Genomic DNA, 18,130 nt, shown 5'->3' on the forward strand with positions numbered 1-18,130 from the left:
TATTTAGGCAGGATATTCCCGCCTAAAAGAACCAAGGACTGAATTAAGATTTCAATTTTTCGGCAAGGGTATGTCCGAGCCGCGCCGGCGACGGGGACACCGTAATTCCGGCGGCTTCCATCGCCGCCGTCTTCGATCCGGCGTCGCCCTTGCCGCCGGAGATGATGGCGCCGGCATGACCCATGCGGCGGCCGGGAGGCGCGGTGACGCCGGCGATGAAACCGACCATCGGCTTCTTCCGGCCGCGCTTGGCCTCGTCCTTGATGAACTGGGCCGCGTCTTCCTCGGCGGAGCCGCCGATTTCACCTATCATGATGATCGAGGTGGTCTTCTCGTCCTTGAGGAACATCTCCAGCACGTCGATGAATTCGGTGCCCTTGACCGGGTCGCCGCCGATGCCGACCGCGGTGGTCTGGCCGAGGCCCTCCTGGGTGGTCTGGAACACGGCTTCATAGGTCAACGTGCCCGAGCGCGAAACGATCCCGACGCTGCCCGGCTTGAAGATGTTGGCCGGCATGATGCCGATCTTGCACTCGCCCGCGGTCATCACGCCCGGGCAGTTCGGCCCGATCAGGCGCGATTTCGATCCACTCAACGACCTTTTGACGCGCACCATGTCGAGCACCGGAATGCCCTCGGTGATGCAGACGATCAGCGGAATTTCGGCGTCGATCGCTTCGCAGATCGCATCCGCCGCGCCCGGCGGGGGAACGTAGATCACGCTCGCGTCCGCGCCGGTCTTCTCGCGCGCCTCGCGCACGGTGTCGAAGACAGGCAAATTGAGATGCTTGGAGCCGCCTTTACCCGGCGAGGTACCGCCCACCATCCTGGTGCCGTAAGCGATCGCGGCTTCCGAATGGAACGTGCCGTTCTTGCCCGTGAAACCCTGGCAGATGACTTTGGTATTCTTGTCGATCAGAACGGACATGATTGAGCACGCTTTCGTGGGTGACCGGGAACGATGGGTTTAGTGGATGCGCCGGTAGACGCCGGTGAGCACGTCGGCCCATCCCTCGGCATCCGGTGAGAACTGAACTTTCATGGTGTAGCTGTTGTCGTCGACGACTTCGTAGACATGGCGCGCATTGCCGCGCAGCGAGCCACGCACCAGGGTCAGCTTGTTGCCGACCCAGGCGCCGGAGGCCGGCGCCGGCGAATAGTAGCCGAGTGAATCGTGCCAGAACAATTTGTAGGTCCGGTCGTCGCGGTCGTAGGTGAACACGCCGTGGGTGGCGAAGGATTCCTTGCCGTCCCGCATCTGGCGGGTGTCCTGGATCAAATAGAAGCCGTTGAGACCGATGCGCGCGACGACATGGGAGGTCGCCGGACCGCCCGCGGTCCAGCGCGACGGATAGACCATTTCCTCGCCGGCCCATTCGCCCGCGAGTGCCGCGAGCTTCTGATGCTCCGGAAGCGGTGTCGGTGCGGCGAGATGGTCAGCCATCGCTAGCCTCCCTTGACGGCTTTCACGATCTTCTGTGCGGCATCGTCGAGATTGTCGGCCGACACCACGTTGAGGCCGGACTGGCTGATGATCTTCTTGCCGGCTTCGACATTGGTGCCTTCAAGCCGTACCACCAGCGGCACCTGCAGGCCGACCTGCTTCACCGCGGCGACCACGCCCTCGGCGATGATATCGCATTTCATGATGCCGCCGAAGATGTTGACCAGAATGCCCTTCACGTTCGGATCGGCGGTGATGATCTTGAAGGCCGCCGCCACCTTTTCCACGCTGGCGCCGCCGCCGACGTCGAGGAAGTTGGCGGGCTCCATGCCATAGAGCTTGATGATGTCCATGGTCGCCATGGCAAGGCCGGCGCCGTTGACCATGCAGCCGATGGTGCCGTCGAGGGCGACGTAATTGAGATCGTATTTCGACGCCTCGATTTCCTTGGCGTCCTCCTCGGTCTCGTCGCGCAGCGCGGCGACTTCGGGATGGCGGTACATCGCGTTGTCGTCGAACGAGACTTTCGCGTCGAGCACGCGCAGCTGACCCTGCTTGGTGACGACGAGCGGATTGATTTCCAGCATCGCCATGTCCTTGGCGGTGAAGGCGCTGTAGAGCTGCGCCACCAGTTTCTCGGCCTGCTTGGCGAGATCGCCGGAGAGGTTGAGCGCCTTCGCCACCGTGCGGCCGTGATGGCCCATGATGCCGGTGGCCGGATCGACCGAGAAGGTCACGATCTTTTCCGGGTTGTTGTGCGCGACTTCCTCGATGTTGACGCCGCCCTCGGTCGAAACCACGAACGACACTTTGGAAGATTCGCGATCGACCAGGATCGAGAGATAGAACTCCTTGTCGATGTCGGAGCCTTCCTCGATGTAGAGGCGGTTGAGCTGCTTGCCCTGCGCGCCGGTCTGGATCGTGACGAGCGTCGCGCCCAGCATCTGCTTGGCGAATTCGTTGACCTCGGCGACCGACTTGGCGATGCGGACGCCGCCCTTGTCGCCGGCGGAAGCTTCCTTGAACTTGCCCTTGCCGCGGCCGCCGGCATGGATCTGGCTCTTCACCACCCAGATCGGGCCGGGGAGCTGCTTGGCGGCGGCTTCAGAATCCGAGGCCTTCAACACAGCCACGCCGCGCGAAATCGGCACGCCGAATTCATGCAGCAGAGCCTTGGCCTGGTATTCGTGGATATTCATCTTGGACGCTCCCCAAAACCCTTAAGCGGCGAGTTCTACAGTTCACCGGCATTGGTAGTTGGCATACCATATACCAAAAGAACTGCAACCCTGAAAACGCTTTCGCCCCCGTGAGGGAGCGAAAGCTGAGAAAAATCAACGTCCGAGCAGGTCGGGCGCGATCTTCTTGCAGGCGTCGACCAGGCCCTGGACCGCACCGACCGACTTGTCGAAGGCTTCGCGATCCTTGCCGGCCAGCTCGATCTCGACGACGCGCTCGACACCCTTCGAGCCGATCACGACGGGAACGCCGACATACATGTCCTTCACGTTGTATTCGCCGTTGAGATAGGCGGCGCAGGGCAGCACGCGCTTCTTGTCCTTCAGGTAGCTCTCGGCCATCGCGATCGCGGACGCAGCGGGCGCGTAGAAAGCCGAACCGGTCTTCAGGAGGTTGACGATCTCGGCGCCGCCGTTGCGGGTGCGGTCGACGATCTCGTCGATGCGCGCCTGCGAGGTCCAGCCCATCTTGACGAGATCGGGCAGCGGAATGCCGGCAACGGTGGAATAGCGGGTCAGCGGCACCATGGTGTCGCCGTGGCCGCCGAGCACGAAGGCGGTGACGTCCTCGACCGAGACGTTGAACTCATCGGCGAGGAAATAGCGGAAGCGCGCGGAATCGAGCACGCCGGCCATGCCGACAACCTTCTTGTGCGGCAGGCCGGAGGCCTTCTGCAGCGCCCACACCATCGCGTCCAGCGGATTGGTGATGCAGATAACGAAGGCGTCGGGGGCATATTTCTTGATGCCGGCGCCGACCTGTTCCATGACCTTGAGATTGATGCTCAAGAGGTCGTCACGGCTCATGCCGGGCTTGCGCGGCACGCCGGCGGTGACGATGCAGACCTTGGCGCCATCGAGCGCCTCATAGGAATTGGCGCCGGTGAGATTGGAGTCGAAACCGTCGACCGGGGACGACTGCGCGATGTCGAGCGCCTTGCCCTGGGGAACGCCCTCGGCGATGTCGAACAGCACGACGTCGCCGAGCTCCTTCAGGCCGATGAGGTGAGCCAGCGTTCCGCCGATCTGACCGGAGCCAATCAAAGCAATCTTGTCGCGCGCCATGGGAAATTTGTCCTTCTAAGACGAAGAGTGAGGGGGTGGACGAGGAAGTTGGGTGGCTTGCTATCCCTTTCGATTGACCGGTTCAAGACGGGGCACGCCCAATTCTAAGGCCCTGCCTTGAATTCGGTCAGGTATGCCAGCGATCGTCATTCCGGGGCGCGCGACAGCGCGAACCCGGAATCCAGAAGTTGTGGCGCGAGATTCCGGGTTCGATGCTGCGCATCGCCCCGGAATGACGGATCAAGTCTCCACCAACCCCGTGCTCGATCCGCTGGCCGCGGAGTCCTTCCGCCCGTGGGGAAGCGCCAGATAGGACTCAGAACTCATCTCGATCAGCCGCGAGGCGGTTCGTTTGAACTCCATGGCCTCAATGCCTTCGGTCGCCAAGTACAGCGACACCGGATCGGCTTCGGCCGAGGCCATCAGCTTCACGGCATTGTCATAGAGCGTGTCGATCAGCGAGATGAAACGCTTGGCGGCGTTGCGCTCGGCGTAATCCATCACCGGAATGCGGTCGATCAGGATGGTGTGATAATCATGCGCCAGCCGCAGGTAATCCGATGCGGCGAGTGGCTTTTCGCAGATGTCGGCAAAGGAAAACCGCGCGACGCCATGCGCCGAACAGGGCACGCGCAGCACGCGGCCCTTGATCGCGATATCGCGCGGCTTGCAGGGCGCATTACCCGTCATCTTGCGCCAGGCGCGGTCGAGCGCGGCGCCGGCTTCATCATCCGGCGGCACCAGCCACATTTTCACGCCGGCGAGTTTTTCCAGGCGGAAATCGGTGCGCGCATCGAGCCGCAGCACGTCCATGCGATCCGAGATCTGGGTGATGAAGGGCAGGAACAGCGCGCGGTTGAGACCGCCCTTGTAGAGGTCTTCGGGCGCGACGTTCGAGGTCGCTACCACCACCGTGCCGAGCTCGAACAGTTTTGAGAACAGCCGCCCGAGGATCATGGCGTCGGCAATGTCGGTGACGTGAAATTCGTCGAAACACAGCAGCCACGCCTCGTCGAAGATGGCGTTGGCCGTCAGCTCGATCACGTCGCTATCTTCGATTTCACCGCGCGCGATGTTCTGGCGATAGGCGTAGATCTTCTCATGCGCTTCCGCCATGAATTCGTGGAAATGGGCGCGGCGCTTGTGCTGGACCGGCGAGTGCTGAAAGAACAGATCCATCAGCATGGTCTTGCCGCGGCCGACCTCGCCGTGAACGTAAAGCCCGCGCGGCGGCGCTTCGCTCTTGTCGCCGAAGAGACGGCCAAGCAGGCTGAGCTTCTTCGCCGGCTTGTAGCTCGACAACCGCTCTTCAAGCGCGGCGAACGCCTCCGCGGCTTCCGCCTGCGCGGGATCGGCCTCGATCGCGCCGGAGGAAACCAGCGCCTGATACTGTGCGTGGAACGAGGTGGGGTCAGTCGACAGCATGGCCCCTTTCGGCCTCAAGCGAGCGGAAATTGCAAGCCGAGAATTGGTGCTGGGGGTATGCAAACGAAACCATTCCTGGATCGTCATACCCCGCGAAGGCGAAGGCGGGGTACCCAGTACGCCGCGGCTTTTCGGTTCTATCGCAGACGCCTCTGGAATACTGGATCATCCGCGTTCGCGGATGATGACAGCGGAGAAGCGGCGAGAGCCCTGCCCGCTCACGCACTCAGCGCGTAGGAATCCTCGACCACATAGGGCCCGCCGCCGGTGGACGCACGCGACGAGAACAGCACGAAGCGTGAGGCCATGAACGTCCGGCTCGGGAAATAGCCGCGCACCGAGAGATAATCGGCGACGTCCCGGCTCGACGCATCATGCAGCCGCGCCAGCGTCACATGTGGGGTGAACTTGCGCCCTTCGGGATCGAGACCGATCCGCTGCATCAGCCGTTCGAGCTCGGCCTGCAGCTCGATCAGCGGCCGGCTCGGCTCCACGGAGGCAACCACGGCGCGCGGCTTCTTGCCGCCAAAGCTCTGCAGGCCCTGTACCTTGACCTCGAACGGCTTGCGGTTGACCCGAAACAGCATCGAGGCGATTTCATTCGCCGACATGCCGTCGATGTCGCCGATGAAGCGCAACGTAACGTGGTAATTTTCGGGATCGATCCAGCGTGCGCCGGGAAGGCCACCACGCAAATTGGAAAGGCTCTGGCCGATCTCGGCCGGAATTTCCAGTCCAGCAAACAAACGCGGCATCGCATGACTCCCGATGCTTGGGCATGACCTTGAAAAGGACCATGTCCTGTAACAGCGCCCGGTGACGAATCACCGATAGTTATTTTCTACCCGACTTATGTGACTCTGCGAAGCACGTGGGCCGCGCACACCGCAATGCTACGGGAAAACCTTTGGGTAACCTTATCTGTGCTCCTTTTTTCAACTCCGCTGCCCGGAGATCGTGCCGAGAAATGCTTCCACGGTAGGCAGAATATTCTTCACGATGACATCGACGCCCTCGGCGGTCGGGTGGATGCCGTCGGCCTGGTTGAGCTTGGCGTCGGCGGCAACGCCCTCCAGGAAAAATGGGTAGAGCGGTACGCCGAACGATTTCGCAAGCTCCGGATAGATGACGTTGAAGCGCGCCGCATAGTCGCTGCCGTAATTGGGCGGCGCCACCATTCCGCACAAGAGAACGGCGATCTTGCGCGCCTTCAGCCGGGTCAGGATGTCGGTCAGGGCTTCGCGGGTGACGGCGGGATCGATCCCGCGAAGCGCGTCGTTGGCGCCGAGTTCGACGATCACCGCCTCGGTTCCCTCCGGGATCGACCAGTCCAGCCGGTCGCGGCCGCCGGAAGTCGTGTCGCCGGACACCCCGGCATTGGTCATGTCGACCTTTATCCCTTTGTCAGCCAACGTTTTTTGTAGACGGGCCGGGAACGCCGCCGGCGCAGAAAGGCCAAGCCCGGCGCTCAGGGAATCGCCGAGAACGACCATTTTGACGGGTTTGGCGGGTGCCGTGACCGGGGTCTGGGCCCAGACCGGCCCGGCCGTCATCAAAGCCATAATCAACACGCGTATGTGCGCAAACATCCATTTCAAGCCCTCGACCCGAGCGGCGGAAGTGCCATATGACCGAGCCATGGACAGTCTCATCGAACCCTCTTCGCTGACCGGCCTTGAGCCGGACACCATTTCCATTTCCAACGTCAACCTCTCGCTCGGCACCGGCGCCGCCCGCGTTCATATCCTGAAAGATATCAGCCTTCGTGTGGCATCGGGCGAGGCGATCGGCCTGATCGGACCTTCAGGCTCGGGCAAATCGACCTTGCTGATGGTGATGGCGGGGTTGGAACGTCCTGACAGCGGAGAGGTGGTGGTGAACGGTACACCGTTCAATGCCCTCGACGAGGATGCACTGGCCCGCTTCCGCGGCCGCCAGGTCGGCATCGTGTTCCAGTCGTTTCATCTGATCCCGACCATGACCGCGCTGGAAAACGTCGCGGTGCCGCTGGAACTCGCCGGCAATCCCGATGCGGCGGAGCGCGCGGCGAAGGAGCTCGCGTCCGTCGGCCTCGGCGAGCGCCTGCATCATTACCCAACGCAACTGTCCGGCGGCGAGCAGCAGCGCGTGGCGCTCGCCCGCGCGCTGGCGCCCGATCCCGCTATCCTCGTTGCCGACGAGCCGACCGGCAATCTCGATGAAGCCACCGGCAAGCAGATCGTCGACATGCTCTTCACCAAGCATGCCGAGCGCGGCATGACACTGGTGCTGGTGACGCATGACAGCTCTCTGGCGCAGCGTTGCGACCGCGTGGTGCGGCTGCGCTCGGGCCGGATCGACAGCCACTCATGACCACCGTTTCCGAACCCGTCTATCGCAGCCGCGCGTCGTCGTTGGCTTTCCGTTACGCGCTGCGCGAATTGCGCGGGGGCTTGCGCGGCTTCTACGTCTTCATCGCCTGCATCGCGCTCGGCGTCATGGCGATTGCCGGCGTCGGCTCGGTCGCCGCGAGCCTCGGTGAAGGTTTGACGCGCGAGGGCCGCACCTTGCTGGGCGGCGACGTCGCCTTCTCGCTGATCCAGCGCGAGGCCAAGCCGGAGGAAATCGGTTTCCTGCGGGCGCGCGGCCAGGTTTCGGTGGCGGCCGCGCTGCGCGTCATGGCCCGCAGCAATGACGGCAAGCTGGCGCTGGTCGAACTCAAGGCCGTCGACGGCAACTACCCGATGCTCGGGGAGGTGACGCTCGAGCCGAAAATGCCGATGGCGGATTTGCTGGCCGAGCGTGACGGCGCGTTCGGCGCAGCGGTGGATTCCACGCTGCTGGCGCGGCTCGATCTCAAGCTCGGCGACCGCATCACGATCGGCAACGCCACGTTCCAGATTCGCAGCGTCGTCAGCGCCGAGCCGGACAAGCTGGCCGGCAATGTCGGGCTGGGCCCGCGCGTTCTCGTCAGCGAGGCGAGCCTGCGCGCCTCCGGATTGCTGCAGCCCGGCAGCCTGGTGCGCTGGATCTACCGCGTGAAGCTGCCGAACAATGCGGCCGACGATCGCGCCGCGACCCAATTGATCGAGAATGCGCGGAGCGCCCTCCCCGAGGCCGGCTGGTGGATCCGCAGCAGCAGCAACGCCTCCCCGCAACTCGAACGCACCATCAACCGCTTCAGCCAGTTCCTGACGCTGGTCGGCCTCGCCGCGCTCCTGGTCGGCGGCGTCGGCGTCGCCAACGCGGTCAAGAGCCATATCGATCGCCGCCGCGACGTCATTGCCTCGTTCAAGGCGCTCGGCGCCACGGGGCGCGACGTCTTCACGATCTATCTGACGCAGGTGGTCCTGCTCGCCGCGGTCGGTTCGGTGATTGGCTTGGCGGCCGGCGCGGCTTTGCCGTTCCTCATCGTCGGCGTGTTCGGCAAGGTGCTGCCGCTGCCGGTGATCCCTGCTTTGCATCCGGACGAATTGGCGCTGTCGTTCGTCTACGGCCTCCTCACCGCGCTCGCGTTCGGATTATGGCCGCTCGGCCGGGTGCACGACGTGCCGGTGGCGGCGCTGTTTCGCGAGGAAGTCGCGCGCGAATGGCACCGCCCGCGCTGGGGCTATCTCGCGCTGATGGCCGCGGTGATCGTGCTGCTGGTCACTGTGGCCATCGGGCTTTCCTACGACAAACGGGTTGCGGCGGTGTTCGTCGTGTCCTCGGTTGCGGTATTCGCGCTGCTGCGCGGCGTCGCTGCCGGACTGATGGCGCTGGCACGCCGGATGCCGCGAAGCCGCATCACCATGCTGCGGCTGGCGATCGCCAACATCTACCGGCCCGGCGCGCTGACGCCTTCGGTCGTGATGTCGCTCGGCCTCGGGCTCGCGGTGCTCGTCACCATCACCCAGATCGACGGCAATCTGCGCCGGCAGTTCCTGGCCGCGTTGCCGGAGAAAGCTCCCTCGTTCTACTTCATCGACATCCCGACCGCCGATTCCGACCGCTTCGGCGCCTTCCTCAAGCAGGTCGCGCCGCAATCGACGGTTGAGGATGTGCCGATGCTGCGCGGGCGCATCGTCGCGGCCCGCGGCGTCAAGGCCGACGAACTCAACCCGTCGCAGGATTCCGAGTGGGTGCTGCAGAGCGACCGCGGCCTGACCTACACCAACGAAGTTCCCAAGGGCTCGAAGGTGGTCGAAGGCGAATGGTGGAACGCGGACTATAAGGGGCCGCCGCTGGTCTCGCTGGAGAAGAAGATCGCCGACGGGCTGAAGCTCAGAATAGGCGACGAGATCGTCGTCAACGTGCTCGGCCGCGACATTCCGGCCCGGATCAGCAATTTCCGCAATGTCGACTGGCAAGGGCTCGGCATCAATTTCGTGCTGGTGTTCTCGCCCAACGCGTTCAAGGGCGCGCCGCACAGCCATGTCGCGACCTTGTCCGAGGTCCACCCGGACCCGGCGGGCGACGCGCGAATCATCAAGCAGGTGGCGGACGCGTTTCCGATGGTGACCAGCGTGCGGGTCCGCGAAGCGCTGGAAACCATCGGCACCGTCGTCACCAACCTCGTGCTCGCCATCCGCGGCGCCAGCGCGGTGACGCTGATCTCGGCCATCCTGGTGCTCGGCGGCGCGCTCGCCGCAGGCCATCGCCACCGGGTCTACGACGCGGTGATCCTGAAGACGCTGGGCGCAACCCGGGCGCGGCTGCTCGGCGCCTACGCACTGGAATACCTGATGATCGGCCTTGCCACCGCGGTATTCGGCGTCATCGCAGGCTCGATCGCCGCGTGGCTGATCGTGACCCGGCTGATGACGCTGAGTTTCGTCTGGCAGGCCGGCAGCGCGGCCGGCGTGGTTGTCGCGGCCCTGATCGTCACGGTGGGGCTTGGGCTCGCCGGGACGTTGCTGGCGCTGAACCAGAAGCCAGCCAGCGTGTTGCGGAATTTGTGACAATTTGTAGCGGCGGAAAGCCGGGTTAACGCAAGCTTTACGCGCAAATAGCAGGCAGAAGCGACATTCAGCCGCGCGTGGAAGCTTGCGTCGAATGTGTTAGTTTCCCACATACCAGCCAGGATCAGTGGCCGGGTTCATGACGTGAAGTTAACGTCGGCAGATCGGGACATCTGAGCTAAGAAATCTAACCGGTGCCGCAAACCCCTTGCGCTCCGCCGGCCAACCAACGGGAATTCGACCATGTCGGACCTAGACCGTAACTACGTATCTCCTTTCGGCCGGGCCGCCGGACGCGTTGACGCAGCGGCCGTCGATGCCGGTCTGCGCGCCTACATGCTGCGCATCTACAACTACATGAGCATCGGCCTGGCCATCACCGGCCTTGCGGCGCTCGGCGTCTACATGGCTGCAGTGACCACCGACCAGGCCGGCGCCGCCGCCCGGTTCGGCAATGCCTTCCTGACGCCGTTCGGCTACGCGATGTATGTCAGCCCGTTGAAGTGGCTGTTCATCCTCGCGCCGCTGGTCATGGTGTTCGCGATCTCGGCCGGCATCAACCGGCTGCGGCCGGCGACCGCTCAGCTGCTGTTCTGGGTGTTCTCGGCGCTGATGGGCATTTCGCTGTCTTCGATCTTCCTGGTGTATACGCACACCTCGATCGTGCGGGTGTTCTTCATCACCGCGGCGACCTTCGGCGCGCTGAGCCTCTACGGCTACACCACCAAGCGTGACATGAGCGGCATGGGGTCGTTCCTGTTCATGGGCCTGATCGGCGTCGTCATCGCGAGCCTGGTCAACCTGTTCCTGGCGAGTTCGATGCTGCAGTTCATCGTCTCGGTGGTCGGCGTGCTGGTGTTCGCGGGCCTCACCGCTTGGGATACCCAGCGGCTGAAGAACGACTACATCTACGGCTACGCCGCTGAAGGCGGCGAGATTGCGGAGAAGGCGGCGATCTCGGGTGCGCTGTCGCTCTATCTGAACTTCATCAACCTGTTCACGCTGCTGCTGCAGCTCCTCGGCCAGCGCGACTAGCCGCTGCCGACCAGGTTCACAAGTTGAAGCCCCGGCCTCGCGGCCGGGGCTTTTCTTTTGATCAGTGCTCGTCATGCCCGGGCCTCACCCGGGCCATGACGGAAAGAGCGTTGATCCACACTTGCCTGCTGGTATCTTATTGCCATGCCCGCTTCTGAATTGCCCGCTCCTGAAATCCGGCCCGCCACCGAGGCCGACCTCCCTGCCATCACAGAAATCTACGAACAAGCAGTGCGCTACGGCACCGCCACGTTCGAGCTGATTCCACCCGACCTCGCCGAAATGACCCGGCGGTTCAAAGTGCTGATGGATGACGGCTTTCCCTATTTTGCCGCCGCGGTCGAAGGCGAAGTGATCGGCTACGCCTATGCCGGCCCCTATCGGCCGCGGCCGGCCTATCGCTTCACGGTGGAGAACTCGGTCTACCTGAAGCCTTCGACGCACCGGCGCGGCATCGGCCTGCAATTGATGCAGCGGCTGATCCCGGAATGCGAGGCGCGCGGTTTCCGGCAGATGATCGCCGTGATCGGCGATTCCGCCAATGCCGGCTCGATCGGCCTTCACACCAAATGCGGTTTCCAGATGATCGGGACGCACGCCAATGTCGGCCTCAAATTCGGCCGCTGGCTCGACACGGTGATGATGCAGCTCGCGCTCGGTGAAGGCGGCACGACGGTGCCGAAGGATTGAGACGGCTTCGTAGCCGTAGGGTGGGCAAAGCCAACGGGTCGCGCGAATGCGCGCCCGATGACAGGCTCCGCGTGCCCACCATCAGCGCGGCATTTCGGGGAAAGATGGTGGGCACGGCGCAAGTGCGCCTTTGCCCCCCTACGGCAACTCCGTCAAACCACCGCCAGCTTGCGGTCGATCACCAGCAGCACGCGTTCGAGCTCGTGGCCGCGGCGCAGGATCAGCCCGGTCGCCGAGATCACGCTGTACATGCCCTGCTTGCGCGCGAGCCGCGGGTCCTTCTCGATACGGTAAAGCGGGACTTCGGAAGCGCGGCGGAACACCGAAAACACCGCGCGGTCTTTCATGAAGTCGATGGCATAGTCGCGCCATTCGCCGTCGGCGACCATGCGGCCATACAAATTGAGGATACGGTTGAGTTCGAGACGATTGAAAGTGACCCGATTCGGCGGGGGAACTGCAGTGGCGGGACGCGCCACTGCGCGGTTCGCGCTTGGATCGGTGTCCTCCGATATCGGGTTCATGGAGCGCCTCCTGTCATCCAGCCTACATGATCGCGCTAACCGCGGAATGCCGCAAGGGGGCTGGAAATGCGAGGAAAACCGCATGGAACCGCCGAAATGGCGAAATATCGATCCCCGGGGATTCACGGGATCGTTAGCGGAATCTTATTGCTGCCCTACTTCCGCCAACCGCCTGCCCCGCTGGATTGCGAAAAAACAATCCTGCGTTGGCCCGGTCCTTTCGGTTCCGGATTCCTCAGCCCCCAGCCCCCCGGGGCCGTCGGGATCGGGCCTGTTCGCAGAAGGGAGTTGATCCCGATACTGGGCCAACGAAAGTTGGTCCTTTTTCGTTTGTAGTGACCGCTTCGACAAAAGTCAGCCGTCATTGCGCGCGTGCAACGCGAGCCCTGATCTGCATCGACATATCAGAGAATCAAATAGCCGCGATCAGGCGGATGGATTCCGCCCGACATGCGAGCGCACATCGCTAGCCCTGCACCTGACGTAGCGCGTTTCGGACCGACAGTAGAATCAGCTTGTCAGCGTAGCGCGGTGTAGGCGGCGCCGAGCATCGCGCCCGGCTTGTCGCGACTGCCGTCCTGGACATAGACGACCGCACCATCGACGCCGTCGCGGGAAATATTTTCCAGCGGCACAGTCCAGCTTCCCGAACTGCCGTTCCAGTCGCCGACCTTCACCAGATTACGGACCACGTTGTAATAGGTGATCTGCTGACCGCGGTTTTCGCCGCGCCCGATCGAAATCGGCACCGCCTTCGAGACCGAGCAGATCCAGATTTCGCCACGGCCCGGCGTCGACACCTTGCTCGCATCGACCGAGACGTTGAGCAGCTTGCCCGACAACGTCATCGTCACCGGCAGTGACATCACGCCTTCGGTCTTGCTGGTCGTCTTGATGGCGCCATCGATGGCGGCGCGATCGCTGCCGATCACCTGCGCGGAGCCGTTGACGATCATCTGCGGCGTGTAGAGATTCCTATCGCCGCGGACATGCGAATAGGCTTTCTGACGCGCGCTGAAACGCGAGTCCGCCAGCGTGTCCTTCCAGCCGAGATAATCCCAGTAGTCGACCGGCATGCTCAGCGCGATCACCGACGGATCCTTGGCCAGTTCGCCGACGATCTGGTCGGCCGGCGGACACGACGAACAGCCCTGCGAGGTGAACAGTTCAACGACGGCGCGCGGATCGGCGTGAGCCGGGCGGATGACCGCGACGATCGCGCAGACGCCGAGCGCGCCGGACCATCGCGATATGCAGTTGTAGGCCATCATCGCTGACATGCTGCGAACCGGCTGTAGGGTTTTCGATCCGTATTTGTACGGGGCATGGTGTGAGCTCCTGAATGCGTGCCCCAGACGCGCGAAAGCGGCCTTTTCATAGGCCGCCTTCTTTCTTGTCGCCACTCACTTCGAAGTGAGGCACTGATCACAAATCCGCGTTTCAAAGCGTTTTCAAGCGAAGTGGTTACCGGTTCGCGTGAAGAAAACGCGTCAGAAAGAGAACTCTAAGCCGCGAGTTTGCGCAGCACATAATGCAGAATGCCGCCGTTTCGATAGTACTCGAGCTCGTCGAGGGTATCGATGCGGCACAGCAGCGGCACGCGCTGCAGCGAACCGTCGCCGGAAACGATCTCGGCCGTCAAGGTCTGACGCGGCTTCAGGTCACCCTGCAGACCCCGAATCGTCACCGTCTCGTCGCCCTTCAGACCAAGCGATGTCCATGACGTGCCGTCCTCGAAGGTGAGCGGCAACACACCCATGCCAACCAGGTTGGAGCGATGGATGCGCTCGAAGCTCTGGCAGATCACGGCGCGAACGCCGAGCAGGCGGGTGCCCTTCGCGGCCCAGTCGCGCGAGGAGCCGTTGCCGTACTCGGCGCCGGCGAACACCACCAGCGGCACGTTCTCCTGCTGGTACTTCATCGCCGCGTCGTAGATCGACATCTGCTCGCCGTCAGGCCAGTGCTTGGTTAGTCCGCCTTCCGGAATATTGCCGTCGGCGCCCTTCAGCATGAAGTTCTTGATGCGGATGTTGGCGAAGGTGCCGCGCATCATGATCTCGTGATTGCCGCGCCGCGTGCCATACTGGTTGAAGTCGGCCGGACGCACCTGGTGCTCACTGAGGAATTTGCCGGCGGGCGAGGTCAGCTTGATCGAGCCGGCCGGCGAGATGTGGTCGGTGGTGATCTTGTCGCCGAACATCGCCAGAATCCGCGCATCGACCACGTCGGCGACGGGATCGGGCTGCTTCTTCATGCCCTCGAAATAGGGCGGGTTCTGCACATAGGTCGACGACATGTTCCAGCGATAGGTCTCGCTGTCGGTGGTCTTGATCTTGCGCCAGTTGGTGTCGCCCTTGAACACGTCGGCGTAGCGCTTCTTGAAGATCGTCGCCGTGACGAACTTCTTCATGAAGGCGTTGATCTCCTTCGTGGTCGGCCAGATGTCCTTCAGGTACACCGGCTTGCCGTCCTTGCCGGTGCCGATCGGCTCGACCGCCAGGTCCTTGGTCACCGTGCCCGCCAGCGCGTAAGCCACCACCAGCGGCGGCGAGGCCAGATAGTTCGCCTGCACGTCCGGCGAGACGCGGCCCTCGAAGTTGCGGTTGCCCGACAGCACGGCCGCGGCGACGATGCCATTGTCGTTGATGGATTTCGAAATCTCCTCCGGCAGCGGGCCCGAATTGCCGATACAGGTGGTGCAGCCGAAGCCGACCAGGTTGAAGCCGACTTTGTCGAGATCCTTCTGCAGACCCGAATTGGCGAGATATTCCGCGACCACCTGGCTTCCGGGCGCCAGCGACGTCTTCACCCACGGCTTGGCCGTCAGCCCCTTGGCGGCGGCGTTGCGCGCCAAGAGGCCCGCGCCGATCAGCACGCTCGGGTTGGAAGTGTTGGTGCAGGAGGTGATCGCCGCGATCACGACATCGCCATGGCCGAGATCGAAATTGCGGCCCTCGACCGCATAGCGGTTCTCGGCACCTTCGGGCTTCTTGTATTCGCCGGCGAGCGCGGTGGCGAAGCCGGTGGAAACCGCTGGCAGCGCGACGCGGCCTTCGGGGCGCTTCGGGCCGGCCATCGACGGCACGACGTCCTTGAGATCGAGCGTCAGCGTTTCCGTGAAGACCGGGTCGGCGGACTTGGCAGTGCGGAACAGGCCCTGCGCCTTGGCATAGGCGGCAACGAGCGCGACACGGTCAGCCTTGCGGCCCGAGGTCTTGAGATAGTCGATGGTCGCGGCGTCGACCGGGAAGAAGCCGCAGGTCGCGCCGTATTCCGGCGCCATGTTGCCGATGGTCGCCTTGTCCGCGACCGAGAGATAATCGAGGCCGGGGCCGAAGAACTCGACGAACTTGCCGACCACGCCCTGCTTGCGCAGCATCTGCGTGACCGTCAGCACGAGGTCCGTCGCGGTGACGCCTTCCTTGAGCTGGCCCTTGAGCTTGAAGCCGACGACTTCCGGCAGCAGCATCGACAGCGGCTGGCCGAGCATGCAGGCTTCCGCCTCGATGCCGCCGACGCCCCAGCCGAGCACGGCAAGGCCGTTGACCATGGTGGTGTGCGAGTCGGTGCCGACGAGCGAATCCGGATAGGCGACCTCGAAGGTGCCGGTCTTCTTGCCGACCGTCATCTTCTCCTTCCTGGTCCATACCGTCTGCGCGAGATATTCGAGATTGACCTGGTGGCAGATGCCGGTGCCGGGCGGCACCACGGAGAAGTTCGAGAACGCCTTCTGACCCCACTTCAGGAATTCGTAGCGTTCCTGGTTCTGCTTGTATTCCTCGACGACGTTCTTGCCGAACGCCTTGTTGTCACCGAAGAAGTTGACGATCACGGAGTGGTCGATGACGAGATCGACCGGCACCAGCGGGTTGATCTTCTCGGCATCGCCGCCGAGCGCCTGCATCGCGTTGCGCATCGCGGCGAGATCGACCACCGCCGGCACGCCGGTGAAATCCTGCATCAGCACGCGGGCCGGGCGGAACGCCACTTCATGCTCGAGCTTGCGCTTCCTGAGCCACTTCGAAACTGCAACGATGTCTTCCTTCTTGACCGTGCGGTCGTCCTCGTTGCGCAGCAGGTTTTCCAAGAGCACCTTCATCGAATAGGGCAGCTTGGAAATTCCCTTCAGACCGTTCTTCTCGGCGGCGGGCAGGCTGTAATACACGTAGGTCTTGCTGCCGACCTTGAGGGTCTTGCGGCATTTGAAGCTGTCGAGCGAGGTCATGTCAGGAAATCCCAAATTCTAGTTATACCCGGCAAGGGTATTTAAACACCTTCAGCGTGAGGCTGGCCTGATGGCTTGCAGGCGCCGATCGTGTGCTGCATCAAGTTCCGGGCTTATAGAATCTTTCTAGAAGCGCCGCCACACCGACAAGCGTGCTGCAGCAATGCGGTACCCACAAATTCTGACGCGGTACCCATCAATTTCAGAGGGCTGTGACGACGTAAAATGCGGCTCTCGGGACGTCAAATCGACTGTATCAGGGGCGGCCGAGGCGTGTTCTCCGGCCTCGATTTCGAGGCCTCGTCCGGCGAGGCGCTGGCGGTGGTCGGGCCGAACGGCTCCGGCAAGACCTCGCTGTTGCGCCTGATCGCGGGTCTTCTGGTGCCGGCGGGCGGATCGCTCGCGCTGGAAGGCGGCGACGGCGAGCTGACGCTGCCGGAACAATCCCATTATCTCGGCCATCGCGATGCGCTGAAGCCGGCGCTGAGCGTGCACGAAAACCTCTCATTCTGGCGCGATTTTCTCGGCGGGAAGGCCGGCGATGTCGGCCAATGCCTCGCCGCGGTGGGCCTCGGCCACGCCACCCACCTGCCCGCGGCGTTTCTTTCGGCCGGCCAGCGGCGCCGGCTGTCGATCGCGCGCCTCCTGGTGGTGCGGCGGCCGGTCTGGCTGTTGGACGAGCCGACCTCGGCGCTCGATACCGCCGGCCAGGCCCTTTTCGTGGGGGTGATGCGGGAGCATCTCGCCAGCGGCGGGATCGTTATCGCCGCGACCCACACGCCGCTTGGCATCGAGAGCAGGGAACTGCGGATGGGGGGCGCGACATGACCGCCCTCACCGCGCTGATTCGACGGGACATCAGGATCGCGCTCCGGGTCGGCGGCGGGGCGCTGATCGGCGTGCTGTTTTTTCTCACCGTCACCGTGCTGATGCCGTTTGCGATCGGACCCGACCTGCCGCTGCTGACGCGGCTCGGGCCGGCGATCCTCTGGCTCGGCGCGCTGCTGGCGAGCCTGTTGACGCTCGACCGTCTCTTCACGGCCGACCACGAGGACGGCTCGCTCGACCTGATCGTGATGGGCCGCACCCCGTTGGAACTGGCCTGCGCGGCGAAGGCCCTCGCCCACTGGCTAGCGGCCGGACTGCCGCTGATCGTGGCGACGCCCGTGCTCGGGCTGTTGCTCAATCTCGACGCCTCGGCGACATCGGCCGTGGCGCTGACGCTTTTGGTGGGAACGCCGGCGCTGACATTCACGGGCATGATCGGCGCGGCGCTCGCCGTGACATTGCACCGCGGCGGCCTGTTGCTCGCGGTGCTGGTGCTGCCGCTGTCGATCCCGGTACTTATTTTCGGCGTCGCGGCCTCGCAGGCGGCGATTGCGGGTCCGCTGTCGTTTGGAACACCGTTTTCGATCCTGTGCGCGCTGTCGCTGGTGAGCCTCGTGGTAGGACCGTTCGCCGCCGCGGCCAGCCTGCGGCATGGCCTGGACTGACTGCCACTTGACGCCGATCAACTCTCGCGGAGGCGACATGAAACAAAACAAGCCGCATTGCCTGCCCCGCCG

The 18,130-nt window shown here is 63.6% G+C and carries 16 protein-coding genes; 6 read left to right on the top strand and 10 right to left on the bottom strand.

Translation table 11 applies throughout. The features are described 5' to 3' along the window. Positions 1 to 43: 43 nt before the first annotated feature. The 7 genes from sucD to LMTR21_RS38795 form a co-directional block, all read right to left on the bottom strand. Complete coding sequence (gene sucD / locus LMTR21_RS38765) at positions 44 to 928, bottom strand: succinate--CoA ligase subunit alpha (RefSeq protein ID WP_065751636.1); 885 nt, start codon at positions 926 to 928, stop codon at positions 44 to 46. A 39-nt stretch (positions 929 to 967) separates the two neighbouring features. After that, positions 968 to 1,444, bottom strand: a complete 477-nt coding sequence (locus tag LMTR21_RS38770; RefSeq protein WP_065751637.1) for a DUF1579 family protein — start codon at positions 1,442 to 1,444, stop codon at positions 968 to 970. Positions 1,445 to 1,446: 2 nt separating this feature from the next. Further along, complete coding sequence (gene sucC / locus LMTR21_RS38775) at positions 1,447 to 2,643, bottom strand: ADP-forming succinate--CoA ligase subunit beta (RefSeq protein ID WP_065751638.1); 1,197 nt, start codon at positions 2,641 to 2,643, stop codon at positions 1,447 to 1,449. Positions 2,644 to 2,778: 135 nt separating this feature from the next. Beyond that, complete coding sequence (gene mdh / locus LMTR21_RS38780) at positions 2,779 to 3,747, bottom strand: malate dehydrogenase (RefSeq protein ID WP_057861534.1); 969 nt, start codon at positions 3,745 to 3,747, stop codon at positions 2,779 to 2,781. A 240-nt stretch (positions 3,748 to 3,987) separates the two neighbouring features. Continuing rightward, positions 3,988 to 5,172 carry a cell division protein ZapE gene (gene zapE / locus LMTR21_RS38785; protein WP_065751639.1) on the bottom strand — a complete coding sequence of 395 codons (1,185 nt, stop codon included), beginning with the start codon at positions 5,170 to 5,172 and terminating at the stop codon, positions 3,988 to 3,990. A gap of 218 nt (positions 5,173 to 5,390) precedes the next feature. Continuing rightward, positions 5,391 to 5,927, bottom strand: a complete 537-nt coding sequence (gene thpR / locus LMTR21_RS38790) for an RNA 2',3'-cyclic phosphodiesterase (protein WP_065751640.1) — start codon at positions 5,925 to 5,927, stop codon at positions 5,391 to 5,393. A gap of 180 nt (positions 5,928 to 6,107) precedes the next feature. Next, positions 6,108 to 6,812 carry an arylesterase gene (locus LMTR21_RS38795; RefSeq protein ID WP_187399433.1) on the bottom strand — a complete coding sequence of 235 codons (705 nt, stop codon included), beginning with the start codon at positions 6,810 to 6,812 and terminating at the stop codon, positions 6,108 to 6,110. Between LMTR21_RS38795 and LMTR21_RS38800 the strand changes: the two genes are divergently transcribed. The 4 genes from LMTR21_RS38800 (at position 6,811) to LMTR21_RS38815 (ending at position 11,816) form a co-directional block, all read left to right on the top strand. Further along, positions 6,811 to 7,524 carry an ABC transporter ATP-binding protein gene (locus LMTR21_RS38800; RefSeq protein WP_057837823.1) on the top strand — a complete coding sequence of 238 codons (714 nt, stop codon included), beginning with the start codon at positions 6,811 to 6,813 and terminating at the stop codon, positions 7,522 to 7,524. The two genes, LMTR21_RS38795 and LMTR21_RS38800, sit on opposite strands and share 2 nt — an antisense overlap. Further along, positions 7,521 to 10,091, top strand: coding sequence for an ABC transporter permease (locus tag LMTR21_RS38805; protein ID WP_065751642.1), 2,571 nt, complete (start codon positions 7,521 to 7,523; stop codon positions 10,089 to 10,091). Before LMTR21_RS38800 ends, LMTR21_RS38805 begins: the two co-directional genes overlap by 4 nt. A 243-nt stretch (positions 10,092 to 10,334) precedes the next feature. Beyond that, the gene (locus LMTR21_RS38810; protein ID WP_057837821.1) at positions 10,335 to 11,126 is read left to right on the top strand and encodes a Bax inhibitor-1/YccA family protein; all 792 of its coding nucleotides are present in this window, start codon (positions 10,335 to 10,337) and stop codon (positions 11,124 to 11,126) included. A 159-nt stretch (positions 11,127 to 11,285) separates the two neighbouring features. Then, positions 11,286 to 11,816 carry a GNAT family N-acetyltransferase gene (locus LMTR21_RS38815; RefSeq protein ID WP_065751698.1) on the top strand — a complete coding sequence of 177 codons (531 nt, stop codon included), beginning with the start codon at positions 11,286 to 11,288 and terminating at the stop codon, positions 11,814 to 11,816. Positions 11,817 to 11,968: 152 nt separating this feature from the next. On the opposite strand, the gene LMTR21_RS38820 is transcribed toward LMTR21_RS38815, so the two are convergent. The 3 genes from LMTR21_RS38820 to acnA form a co-directional block, all read right to left on the bottom strand. Further along, positions 11,969 to 12,340 carry a DUF2794 domain-containing protein gene (locus LMTR21_RS38820; RefSeq protein WP_065751643.1) on the bottom strand — a complete coding sequence of 124 codons (372 nt, stop codon included), beginning with the start codon at positions 12,338 to 12,340 and terminating at the stop codon, positions 11,969 to 11,971. 518 nt (positions 12,341 to 12,858) lie between these two features. Then, a complete protein-coding gene (locus LMTR21_RS38825; RefSeq protein WP_065751644.1) occupies positions 12,859 to 13,620 on the bottom strand; it encodes a DUF1223 domain-containing protein in 762 nt (253 codons plus the stop codon). A gap of 224 nt (positions 13,621 to 13,844) precedes the next feature. Next, positions 13,845 to 16,565 (bottom strand): aconitate hydratase AcnA, encoded by a 2,721-nt coding sequence (gene acnA, locus LMTR21_RS38830; RefSeq protein ID WP_065751645.1) that lies wholly within the window; start codon positions 16,563 to 16,565, stop codon positions 13,845 to 13,847. 225 nt (positions 16,566 to 16,790) lie between these two features. Here acnA and ccmA point away from each other — a divergent pair, with 225 nt between their 5' ends. After that, positions 16,791 to 17,393 (top strand): heme ABC exporter ATP-binding protein CcmA, encoded by a 603-nt coding sequence (gene ccmA, locus LMTR21_RS38835; protein ID WP_065751646.1) that lies wholly within the window; start codon positions 16,791 to 16,793, stop codon positions 17,391 to 17,393. Further along, a complete protein-coding gene (gene ccmB / locus LMTR21_RS38840) occupies positions 17,390 to 18,058 on the top strand; it encodes a heme exporter protein CcmB (protein ID WP_065751647.1) in 669 nt (222 codons plus the stop codon). Before ccmA ends, ccmB begins: the two co-directional genes overlap by 4 nt. The last annotated feature ends 72 nt before the right edge of the window (positions 18,059 to 18,130 follow it).

This window comes from Bradyrhizobium paxllaeri, from assembly GCF_001693515.2.
Lineage (GTDB): Bacteria > Pseudomonadota > Alphaproteobacteria > Rhizobiales > Xanthobacteraceae > Bradyrhizobium > Bradyrhizobium paxllaeri.

Bases quoted from the DNA above. Each gene is read 5' to 3' on its own strand.
- sucD (WP_065751636.1), bottom strand. From the start codon at position 928: ATGTCCGTTCTGATCGACAAGAATACCAAAGTCATCTGCCAGGGTTTC.
- LMTR21_RS38770 (WP_065751637.1), bottom strand. From the start codon at position 1,444: ATGGCTGACCATCTCGCCGCACCGACACCGCTTCCGGAGCATCAGAAG.
- sucC (WP_065751638.1), bottom strand. From the start codon at position 2,643: ATGAATATCCACGAATACCAGGCCAAGGCTCTGCTGCATGAATTCGGC.
- mdh (WP_057861534.1), bottom strand. From the start codon at position 3,747: ATGGCGCGCGACAAGATTGCTTTGATTGGCTCCGGTCAGATCGGCGGA.
- zapE (WP_065751639.1), bottom strand. From the start codon at position 5,172: ATGCTGTCGACTGACCCCACCTCGTTCCACGCACAGTATCAGGCGCTG.
- thpR (WP_065751640.1), bottom strand. From the start codon at position 5,927: ATGCCGCGTTTGTTTGCTGGACTGGAAATTCCGGCCGAGATCGGCCAG.
- LMTR21_RS38800 (WP_057837823.1), top strand. From the start codon at position 6,811: ATGGACAGTCTCATCGAACCCTCTTCGCTGACCGGCCTTGAGCCGGAC.
- LMTR21_RS38795 (WP_187399433.1), bottom strand. From the start codon at position 6,812: ATGGCTCGGTCATATGGCACTTCCGCCGCTCGGGTCGAGGGCTTGAAA.
- LMTR21_RS38805 (WP_065751642.1), top strand. From the start codon at position 7,521: ATGACCACCGTTTCCGAACCCGTCTATCGCAGCCGCGCGTCGTCGTTG.
- LMTR21_RS38810 (WP_057837821.1), top strand. From the start codon at position 10,335: ATGTCGGACCTAGACCGTAACTACGTATCTCCTTTCGGCCGGGCCGCC.
- LMTR21_RS38820 (WP_065751643.1), bottom strand. From the start codon at position 12,340: ATGAACCCGATATCGGAGGACACCGATCCAAGCGCGAACCGCGCAGTG.
- LMTR21_RS38825 (WP_065751644.1), bottom strand. From the start codon at position 13,620: ATGTCAGCGATGATGGCCTACAACTGCATATCGCGATGGTCCGGCGCG.
- acnA (WP_065751645.1), bottom strand. From the start codon at position 16,565: ATGACCTCGCTCGACAGCTTCAAATGCCGCAAGACCCTCAAGGTCGGC.
- ccmA (WP_065751646.1), top strand. From the start codon at position 16,791: ATGCGGCTCTCGGGACGTCAAATCGACTGTATCAGGGGCGGCCGAGGC.
- ccmB (WP_065751647.1), top strand. From the start codon at position 17,390: ATGACCGCCCTCACCGCGCTGATTCGACGGGACATCAGGATCGCGCTC.